The organism is Luteibacter sp. (assembly GCF_051958795.1).
In the GTDB taxonomy this organism is placed as follows: Bacteria; Pseudomonadota; Gammaproteobacteria; order Xanthomonadales; family Rhodanobacteraceae; genus Luteibacter.
Map to the genome: position 1 here is coordinate 1 of NZ_JBQCFT010000197.1, position 9,044 is coordinate 9,044.

The window sequence follows — 9,044 nt, forward strand, 5'->3', positions numbered from 1 at the left end:
GGACCTGGTCTACGTGGATGCGGACAACCGCATCACGCATACGAACCATTCGATCCCGAAGCAGGCCGCCTGATCTCGTAGGAGCCCACCCTGTGGGCGACATCTTTCGCGATAACGCCTGAGGGCCTGTTTCGCTACGGCCAACGGCGTCGCCCACAGGGTGGGCTCCTACGACGACGCGGCTCTCGTGCGGATCTCGGCGAAGGTCTGGTCTTTCAACAGTTCGCCGTTTTCCCACACCGTTTCCATCGCGTGCTCCCAGCCGTGGTCGAGCCGCATGTCTTCCGCCCGCGCCACGCCCTCAGGGATCGGCACCGTCTTCCAGGTGCCGTACTCGCGGTGCCGTGTAAGCGTCAGCCGGCCGCGCTGCGAGAACTTGCCGGCATCCGTCACCGGCGCCTTGAACACATCCACCCATCGGCCATCGATGCGCGCCGCCGAGCACTTCAGGGCGAACTTCTGCGTATCGCGGTCGACCTTCTGCAACAGGGCGCCACCCATGCCGAACGCGATGTTGTCGGCGGAGTAACCCGCGCCGGTGATGCGCTCCAGGATCGCCCGGATGCTCTGCGGGTTCACGCCATCGCCCTGGATGACACGCACGTGGTTGAGCACCCGGAAACCCTTGCCGTTCACCGTGCAGCCAAACGCTTCGTCGAGCAGTTCGATGCACTGGTGGACCACTTCCACCGGGTCGCCGGAGTCGGGCCGCACGACCAGCGTGCCACCCGAAGCGATCACTTCCTCGCGCAGCGACTTGCCCCAGTGCTCGCGGATCGCATGGAAGATGTCGTAGCTATCCGAGACCACCGCGACCAGCGAGCCAGGGCGCGCGAACTGGCGCAGCATGTTGCGGTACGCATCCACCTCGCGCTCCCGGCCCCAACTGGTGATGGTGCTGTGCTCGGCGGCGGGGATCGAGTAACCCGCCATCGGCTCCCCGTAGAACGCGCGCGCGGCCAGCACGCCCTGCACCGTGTCGGTGCCCATGAAGTTGACCAGGTGGGCCATGCCGCCCAGCGCCGCCGATTCGGCGCTCGATACACCGCGGGCACCAAAGTCATGCAGCTTGAACGGCAACTGGGCCGCCGGATCGTCGCTGGTCTTCTCGAGGAAAGCGGCGATGCTGCGCTTCACCTGCCAGCTCAGGCTCGCGACGGTGACCGGGTACCACAGCCGCAGCAGCAGCGTCTCCAGGTAGCTGGGCAACCAGAAGGCCTCCGGATCGGTGGATTCGATGGTGACCAGCGCCTGGTGCGTGGGCACCACGCTGCCTTCGGGCACGGCGCGGATCCGCATCGGCATGCGGCCACCATGCACCTCGACGATGCGCCGCCAGCCTGCCTCGTTGAACGGCTCGCCATGCGCGGCGAAGAAATCCCGGGCCTCGTCGACGTCGCCGTGGCTCACGGGGCGCGCGAGCCAGCCCTTGAGGATCGCCTGTAGGCCGAAGAACACCGTGCGATCGAACAGGCCTCCGCGGGATTCCACGTAAAAGAACGTGGCATCCGTCCCGGGCGGGTATTGCAACCAGTGGCTCGCCTTGTAGCTATCGGTATTGAGGATGAGGTTCTGCAAATGCGGGAACATGCGATCTCCTTGGCACCCGCCAGTCTACGCCCATAAAAAAACCCCGCCGGGTGGCGGGGTCTTCGTGCAATGCATGGGACGTGGCGCTTAGTCGCCCATCTGCTTCTGCAGGTGCTCGCGGCGCTCCTGCGCATCGAGCGTAAGCGTAGCGATGGGGCGCGCATCGAGCCGCTCCACGCCGATCTCCTCGTCGGTCTCCTCGCAGAAGCCGTAGCGGCCTTCCTCGATCCGGCGCAGGGCCTTGTCGATCTTGGAGATGAGCTTGCGGTAGCGATCGCGCGTACGCAGTTCCAGCGAGTTTTCGGTCTCGCGGGTGGCACGCTCGGCCTCGTCGCCCACGTCACGGACTTCCTCACGGAGGTTGTCCATGGTCTGGCGCGATTCCTCGACCAGCTGCTCACGCCAGTCCTTCAGCTTGTTGCGGAAGTAGGCGAGGTGCCGGGGGCTCATGTATTCCTCATCGGGGCCCGGCTTGTAGCCCTTGGGCAGGTCGATGACCGTGGAAGCGGGCAGCGCGTAGCGGCCATCTTCCTTCGTGATTCCGTTTTCAAGAGTGGTGCTGTTCATGCTGGCTTGCGCGGACTTCTCGTTTCTGGATGGGGTAGCGCTGCCCACCGCGGACGCCTTGCGACCGGGAGCTGGGCTGGTGGCGGCCTTGGCCGCCGGCGCTGGTGCGGGTGCCGGCGTTGCCTTCACCTGCTGCTTGGGTGTGGCCTTGGCGGCGATGTGTTCCGCCACCGGGGCCGTTTTCTTTGCGGGGACGGGAGCCGGCGCGGCCTTCGGGGCCGGTGCCTTTGCTGCCGCCTTCGCGGGTACCTTGGTCGCCGCCGCCTTCTTGGCGGGTGCCGCCTTGGCCGGTGCTGCCTTGGCGGGCGCGGCCGCCTTGGCCGGTGCCTTCTTCGCCGGGGCCGGCTTGGCCACGGTCTTCACGGCAGCCTACTTCGCAGGCGCAGCCGCTTTCTTCTCAGCGGGCTTGGGCGCGGCCTTCGCGGTCTTCGCCGCAGGCTTCGCCGCCGCGTGCACGGCCGTTTTCGCCGGTGCCTTCCCCCCGGCCGCAACCGTCCTGGTCTTCAACGCGTCACCTGCCCCGCCCTTCTTGGCGGCAGCCTTGGCAACGGTGGAGCTACGAGCGTTTTTCGCCATTTCCTTCACCTCGGTGGCCGTGGCGGCGGGGTGTTATAGCCCAGATGCGTTACCCCAGCAACCTATCTTCTGGGATACTGTTGAGTGCCCAACGCAGGCACCCCCACCTGGCCAAGAGACAGTGACCCGCCTCCTCCTCTTCCTGTTGTCCCTTTACAAGCGGTGGCTCAGTCCCCTGCTGGGGGCCAATTGCCGGTTCCATCCATCCTGTTCCGATTACACGCGGATTGCCATAGCCCGCTTCGGCCCCTTGCGGGGCACGCTGCTCGGCAGCTGGCGCATCCTGCGGTGCCAGCCCCTCTGCGAGGGTGGCCACGATCCCGTCCCTGACCAATTTGTCCTGCGCCGCTGCGGCGCCCAAGGAGCTCATACCCATGACTGATGCCTGGCTGATCAAGAACGCCGAACTGGTCAACGAGAACAAGCGGTTCAAAGCCGACGTCCGCATCCGCGATGGAAAAATCGCGAAGATCGCGCCGGGTCTGGAAACAGAACGTGACGAACAGGTGATCGACGCCAGTGGCCTGTGGCTGTTCCCGGGCATGATCGACGACCAGGTCCATTTTCGTGAACCCGGCCTGACGCAGAAGGCAGACCTTGCGACGGAATCGCGGGCCTGCGCCGCAGGCGGCATCACCAGCTTCATGGAAATGCCGAACACCAAGCCGCCGGCACTCGACCGGGACAGCCTGGAATACAAGTACACGCTCGCCGCCGAAAAATCGCTGGTGAACTACGCGTTCTACATGGGCGCCAGCAACGACAACCTTGAGCACATCCGCAAGCTCGATCCCAAGGCTGCGCCGGGCGTGAAGGTCTTCATGGGCGCCTCCACGGGCAACATGCTGGTCGACAACCCGGAGACGCTGGACGGGATCTTCCGCGACACGCCCGTGCCGATCATCACGCACTGCGAAGACACGCCGATGATCGACGCGAACCTCGCGAAGGCGCACGAGAAGTACGGTGAGGACATCCCGGTGTGGGAGCACCCGCACATCCGCTCGCGCGAGGCCTGCATCAAGTCGACCCGCCTGGCCATTTCGCTGGCGAAGAAGCACAACACGCGCCTGCACGTGCTGCACATCTCCACCGCCGATGAGCTCGCCCTGTTCGAGCCGGGCCCGATCGAAAGCAAGCGGATCACCGCGGAAACCTGCGTGCACTTCCTGCATTTCGGCGGCAGGAAGGACTACGAGGAGAAGGGTTCGTTCATCAAGTGCAACCCGGCGATCAAGGAAGAAAGCGACCGCGAAGCCATCACGAAGGCGCTGGCCGAAGGCCGCCTCGACGTGCTCGCCACGGACCACGCGCCGCACCTGCTGGAAGAAAAAGAGCAGAAGTACGACAAGGCGCCGTCGGGCCTGCCGCTCGTGCAGTTCGCCCTGCAGGCAGCGTTGCAGCGCGTGACCGAAGGCAAGCTCACGCTGGAACGCGTCATTGAAACCGTGTGCCACAACCCGGCGAAGCTATTCAACGTGAAGGATCGCGGCTTCCTGCGCGAAGGCTACGCAGCCGACCTGGTGCTGGTGGATCCGAACAAGCCGCACACGGTCACCCGTGAAGAAGTGCTTTCGAAGTGTGGCTGGTCGCCGTTCGAGGGCTACACGTTCAGCAGCAGCATCGCCTCGACCTTTGTGAACGGGCAGCGTGTGTTTGATGGCAAGACGGTCGATGAGAGCGTTCGCGGGCAGCGGTTGGCTTTCGATCGATGAGAAAAATCGCAAGGGAATGCGGTGGTGTCGCCAGCGCTGATCGCGTGCAAGCACGCTCCCACAACGGCCGCGCCCGCGCGCTTGTGGGAGTGAGCTTGCGAACGATGGCCAGCGCCGCGCTGCTGATGTCTCCAACCGTGGCCATGGCAGCCCCCTCCGACCTCCCCACCACGATGTCGCAGGGCGCCCTGGTCATCGCCCACGCCCCGCCCGGTACGCCGGTGCGGGTCAACGGCAAGCCCGTCCATGTCGGCGCCGATGGCGTCTTCGTGTTCGGCGCCGGCCGTGACGAACAGGGCCCGCTCGTGGTCGACGTCGGCGGCCGCAGCACCCGCGTGGCGGTCACCCCGCGCGACTGGCCGATCGAACGCGTGGAAGGCGTGCCGCCGAAAACCGTGAACCCGCCGCCGGAGATCGCGGCGCGGATCGAACGCGAGCAGGCACTCGTCGTCGCGGCGCGCAACCGCGATGACGCCCGCAAAGATTTCGACCATGGCTTCATCTGGCCGGTGACCGGCCGCATCAGCGGACGTTTCGGCAACCAGCGCATCTACAACGACGACCCGAAGGCACCGCACTCGGGCATGGGCATCGCCGTGCCCGAAGGCACGCCGGTGAAGGCGCCCGCAGCGGGTGTGATCACCTTCGCCCAGCCGGATCTTTACCTCACCGGCGGCACGGTGCTGCTGGATCACGGCTTCGGGCTGTCATCCAATTTCCTGCACCTGTCACGCATCGACGTGAAGGTCGGCGAACGCGTCCGCCAGGGCCAGGTGATCGGCGCGGCTGGGAAGACCGGACGCGCGACGGGGCCACACGTGCATTGGGGATTCAACTGGTTCGGCGTGCGGCTGGATCCGTTGTTGTTGCCGGGGATCCGGGCGCCCTGAGCGTTGCCGATCGCGTAGGAGCCCACCCTGTGGGCGACGCCTTTCGCACCGTAGGAGCCCACCCTGTGGGCGACGCCTTTCGCGAAAGAGCCACGGTTCCTGTCGCTCTCCCGCGAGAAATGTCGCCCACAGGGTGGGCTCCTACAGGTAGTGGCGCTTTAGCGCGCCTTGCTGGCGAACGCCACCGCGTCGTGCGGGTGCAGGCTCTCGTGGTGCGCAACGCGCACGTGGAAATCCGCGACGCCCGGGTCGGATTCCAAAGTCTTCTGGATACGCCGCGCGGCGTCTTCGCAGAACATCAGGTTGCTGCCGTTGGCCAGCGCGAACGCCTGTTCATCGGCGCGCTTCACCGCGGTCTGCACCGGCGTGCCGAGCGCGGTCTCGACGTTGTCGATCATGCCGATCAGGTTGAACACGCCCTCGCCCTTCGGCGCAACGCGGATCGTGGCCGTGCTGCGCTGGGCGTGCGGCGTGGCGATGATGCCCTGCTCCGTGCCAAGCCAGGCAAGGATCGTTTCACGATCCATCGCTTCGCCGGCCGGGAACGACTTCGCGAAGTTGTCCTGGATGAGCTGGCGCGACAGCGCCGCCGACGCAGGGCACGTCGATGAGTACACGACGTCGGTGGTGACCTCGAGATGGAACTGGTCACCGCGCATGGTGGCGTCGATGGTGATCGGGTAGGCGCGCCAGCCACTGTTGTCGCTGCGCAGGGCGCGGCGGCGTACGAGGTGCTCGAAGCCGATGGTGATCCGCGCGTGGTCGGACAGTCCTTCGTGCGACGAGAGGAACTCGCCGAGCAGCGCGCGGATCCCCGCGACGGTGAGCGGACCGGCCGAGAGCGCCTCGGAGACCAGCAGGTACAGGCGTGACATGTGGATGCCGCGCTTCTCCGGCTTCGTGAGGTTCACGAACGCGCCGACGCGGGCACCGGTCGAACGGACGTCACCGTCGCCGGCATCGAAGGCAACCGGCATTTCCATGCCATCCATGCCGACCCAGTCGAGCGTGCCAATGGCCAGGGCGTGCTCCTGCGACGCAACGTCGGGCAGCAGGCGGGTCGGGGAATCTTGGATGTACATCAGGGGTTCCTTGGGACGTAGGACGTTTCCGGCCGTTCGCCCCGAGATGGGGGCCATGAGCAACGGCTCAATGGTGTGTGCCCGGAAACGCTGCGTTCAGCCCAACCGGCCGGCCTGCCGCGCCGCGCGCCAGGCACGCAGGGCGGTGGCCGGGCCCGTGCGGGACTGGCGCTTGTGCAATTCAGCGAAGGGTTCTGCGGCTCGTGCGGCGCCACGCGCCGTGGCAAGGGCCGTGCGGCCCTCCAGGCCACGGAAGGTGGACAGGGGCTGCCCCCGGCCCAGCGCGGCGCCCAGGCCGGCCGCCAGTTCGCCGAGCTGCGCCTTGAGTGCCTCGCGGCGGGCGGGGGAATCTTCCTTCAACTGCCCGCGGCTCAGGCCGTGCCGGGCCAGCCGCGACATCGGCAGCGGGAGGCGCTCCCGGTCCGCATCGAACTCCAGGCGCGAGAGCGCGAAGACCAGGTGCGACAACGTCGCAACCTCGGCCGCGGCTTCGCTCGGGGCTTTCGGGCCGAACCACCACGCGGTCTCCAGGGCCGCGAGCGCGCCGTGCATGTTGCGCGCGGCCGCGACCTGCGCAGCGAAATCCGACGAGGTGCCCTGCTCCAGCTGGGCCATGGCGGCAAGTACCGGCGCCAGCCACAGGGCCGACGGGATCGCCTTCGCCCGTTCGCTCGCGAACAGCCGCTTCGTCAACGGGTGGCGCCCGCCACTGGCCGCCGCACCGGAGAGTTCCTCGGCCCACCACTGCAACTTGGCGGCGGCGACCTGCGGTTCGCGGATGCCATAAGCCGATGAAATCAGTTCCTGCTCGAGGGCGGCCAGTGCCACGCGCTCGTCGCGCACGTCGGGATGGACGAAGCCGAGCGCGATGCGCTGCTGTGGCTGGATCGCCAGCCACTTGTCGACGTAACTCTGGATGGCGCCATCGGTCATGCCGGCACCTCGCCCACGCCGAGCAGTGCCGCTAGGTCATCGGGATGATCGACCACGGCATCGGCACCCCACGTATCGGGGTCGCCACCGTCGAGGTAACCCCAGCGCACGGCCACGGTGAACAGGCCGGCGGCATGCCCCGCGACGATGTCGCGGCGGTCGTCGCCGACGAACACCGAACGCGCAGGCGCACAGGCCGCGGTCTCGCACGCCAGCAGCACCGGCGCGGGATCGGGCTTCTTCACCGGCAGGGTATCGCCGGACACCACGGCGGCCGGCTGCCAGTGCGGCACGGCCTGCGGAAGCAAGGCATCGGTGAGGAAGCCGGGCTTGTTCGTGACGATGCCCCACCGGATGTCCGCGGAGACCAGCCCTGCAAGCATCGGCTCGACACCGGCGAACGGCACCGTGTGCGCTGCCATGTTCGCCTCGTACAGGGCAAGGTAACGCGGCACCAGCGCCAGCACGCCGGCCTCATCCAGCTGGGGGAAACCCACGCTGATGATGGCGCGCGAGCCACGCGAAACGACCGGCCGCACGGCCTCGTAGGGCGGCGGTTCGACGCCCTGCGCCGCGCACAGCAGGCGCAGCGCGTGATCGAGGTCCAGGCCGCTGTCGAGCAGCGTGCCGTCGAGGTCGAAGAAGACCCCTTCGGGCTTGAAAGGCAGCTTGCTCACGCCGGCTTCCTTGCCGCCAGCACGTAGTTCACCGCCGTGTTGCGGGTGAGGCTGGCGTTGCGGGTGAGCGGGTTGTAGGCCAGGCCCGAGATATCCTCGAGCTCCAGCTCGAAATGACGGAGCATGCCCGCCACTTCCGAGGGCTTCAGGAACTGCGCGTAGTGGTGCGTGCCGCGTGGCAGCAGGCGCATCAGGTATTCCGCGCCGACGATCGCCGCGCCGAACGCGGCCGGCGTGCGGTTGAGCGTCGAAAGGAACAGCTGGCCGCCCGGCTTCAGCATGGCGGCCAGGTCGCGGATGAGCACGAGGGGATCGGGCACGTGCTCGATCATCTCCATGCAGCAGACCACATCGAAGGACGCCGGCTCGGCGGCCGCGAGTTCCTCGGACGACTGCACGCGGTAATCCACCTGCAGGTTCGACTCGAACAGGTGCAGCTTCGCGATCTCGATCAGCTTGGCGCCGAGATCGATGGCGGTGACGTTGGCACCCGCGCGGGCCAGCGCCTCGCTGAGCAGGCCACCGCCGCAACCGACGTCCACCACCTTCGCACCGCGCAGGTTGGCGCGGCCGGCGACGTAGGCCGAGCGCACCGGGTTCAGGTCATGCAGCGGGCGGGATTCGCCATCGGGATCCCACCAGCGAGCGGCAAGCTTTTCAAAGCGCGCGATTTCTTCCGCGCTGACGTTGGCGTTGGCGTTGGCGTTGGTTTGCATCGTGGTTGCCTCAGGGAAAACGGCGCACGCGCCACTCGTGGACAGTAAGGGTGGACGAGCCGCTGGTATGCAGCGGGTCGCCATGGACGATCTGCGTGGCGGTCTCCAGGTCGGCAGCGCGCAGGAGGTAGGCGCCGCCGTTGCCATCGGTGAACGGGCCGGTCATCTCCAGCAGGCCGCGCTCGATCAGGCTGTCGAGGAACCCCATGTGTTCCTGCGCCGCCGATGCCTGGAAACCGGGGTTGCGCATGGCCATCACCAGGTAGAGATGGATCGTGTCGTTCACGGCGCATCTCCC

Annotated in this window: 9 protein-coding genes and 1 pseudogene; 3 read left to right on the forward strand and 7 right to left on the reverse strand. The window is 67.0% G+C overall.

The genetic code is table 11. The features are described 5' to 3' along the window. Positions 1-168: 168 nt before the first annotated feature. Together ACTHLF_RS09995 and dksA are read right to left on the reverse strand one after the other, a co-directional pair. On the reverse strand, positions 169-1,590 hold the full coding sequence (locus ACTHLF_RS09995) for a nicotinate phosphoribosyltransferase (RefSeq protein ID WP_440327060.1): 1,422 nt from the start codon (positions 1,588-1,590) through the stop codon (positions 169-171). An 87-nt stretch (positions 1,591-1,677) separates the two neighbouring features. Beyond that, positions 1,678-2,733 (reverse strand): annotated as a pseudogene (gene dksA, locus ACTHLF_RS10000) (RNA polymerase-binding protein DksA). Positions 2,734-2,854: 121 nt separating this feature from the next. Here dksA and yidD point away from each other — a divergent pair. The 3 genes from yidD (at position 2,855) to ACTHLF_RS10015 (ending at position 5,338) form a co-directional block, all read left to right on the forward strand. Next, the gene (gene yidD, locus ACTHLF_RS10005) at positions 2,855-3,115 is read left to right on the forward strand and encodes a membrane protein insertion efficiency factor YidD (protein WP_440327061.1); all 261 of its coding nucleotides are present in this window, start codon (positions 2,855-2,857) and stop codon (positions 3,113-3,115) included. Next, positions 3,108-4,448 (forward strand): dihydroorotase, encoded by a 1,341-nt coding sequence (locus ACTHLF_RS10010; RefSeq protein ID WP_440327062.1) that lies wholly within the window; start codon positions 3,108-3,110, stop codon positions 4,446-4,448. The genes yidD and ACTHLF_RS10010 overlap by 8 nt, the downstream gene beginning before the upstream one ends. A gap of 104 nt (positions 4,449-4,552) precedes the next feature. Beyond that, positions 4,553-5,338: a M23 family metallopeptidase gene (locus tag ACTHLF_RS10015; protein ID WP_440327074.1), complete on the forward strand. Its 786-nt coding sequence runs from the start codon at positions 4,553-4,555 to the stop codon at positions 5,336-5,338. Between the two features lie 158 nt (positions 5,339-5,496). On the opposite strand, the gene folE2 is transcribed toward ACTHLF_RS10015, so the two are convergent. From folE2 to ACTHLF_RS10040, 5 genes are all read right to left on the reverse strand, one after another. Continuing rightward, positions 5,497-6,420 carry a GTP cyclohydrolase FolE2 gene (folE2, locus tag ACTHLF_RS10020; RefSeq protein WP_440327064.1) on the reverse strand — a complete coding sequence of 308 codons (924 nt, stop codon included), beginning with the start codon at positions 6,418-6,420 and terminating at the stop codon, positions 5,497-5,499. A 96-nt stretch (positions 6,421-6,516) separates the two neighbouring features. Next, the gene (locus tag ACTHLF_RS10025) at positions 6,517-7,353 is read right to left on the reverse strand and encodes a squalene/phytoene synthase family protein (protein ID WP_440327066.1); all 837 of its coding nucleotides are present in this window, start codon (positions 7,351-7,353) and stop codon (positions 6,517-6,519) included. Further along, entirely contained in the window at positions 7,350-8,030 is a 681-nt protein-coding gene (locus tag ACTHLF_RS10030; protein WP_440327068.1) for an HAD family hydrolase, read from the reverse strand. Before ACTHLF_RS10030 ends, ACTHLF_RS10025 begins: the two co-directional genes overlap by 4 nt. Beyond that, on the reverse strand, positions 8,027-8,746 hold the full coding sequence (gene ubiG, locus ACTHLF_RS10035; protein WP_440327070.1) for a bifunctional 2-polyprenyl-6-hydroxyphenol methylase/3-demethylubiquinol 3-O-methyltransferase UbiG: 720 nt from the start codon (positions 8,744-8,746) through the stop codon (positions 8,027-8,029). Before ubiG ends, ACTHLF_RS10030 begins: the two co-directional genes overlap by 4 nt. A 10-nt stretch (positions 8,747-8,756) precedes the next feature. Further along, positions 8,757-9,044: YciI family protein (locus ACTHLF_RS10040; protein ID WP_440327072.1), on the reverse strand; the 288-nt coding region annotated here is incomplete at its 5' end.

What these genes read in the sequence shown, in the direction of transcription:
- ACTHLF_RS10010 (WP_440327062.1), top strand. Translation starts at nt 3,108, where the DNA reads ATGACTGATGCCTGGCTGATCAAGAACGCCGAACTGGTCAACGAGAAC.
- ACTHLF_RS09995 (WP_440327060.1), bottom strand. Translation starts at nt 1,590, where the DNA reads ATGTTCCCGCATTTGCAGAACCTCATCCTCAATACCGATAGCTACAAG.
- ubiG (WP_440327070.1), bottom strand. Translation starts at nt 8,746, where the DNA reads ATGCAAACCAACGCCAACGCCAACGCCAACGTCAGCGCGGAAGAAATC.
- ACTHLF_RS10015 (WP_440327074.1), top strand. Translation starts at nt 4,553, where the DNA reads ATGGCCAGCGCCGCGCTGCTGATGTCTCCAACCGTGGCCATGGCAGCC.
- folE2 (WP_440327064.1), bottom strand. Translation starts at nt 6,420, where the DNA reads ATGTACATCCAAGATTCCCCGACCCGCCTGCTGCCCGACGTTGCGTCG.
- ACTHLF_RS10025 (WP_440327066.1), bottom strand. Translation starts at nt 7,353, where the DNA reads ATGACCGATGGCGCCATCCAGAGTTACGTCGACAAGTGGCTGGCGATC.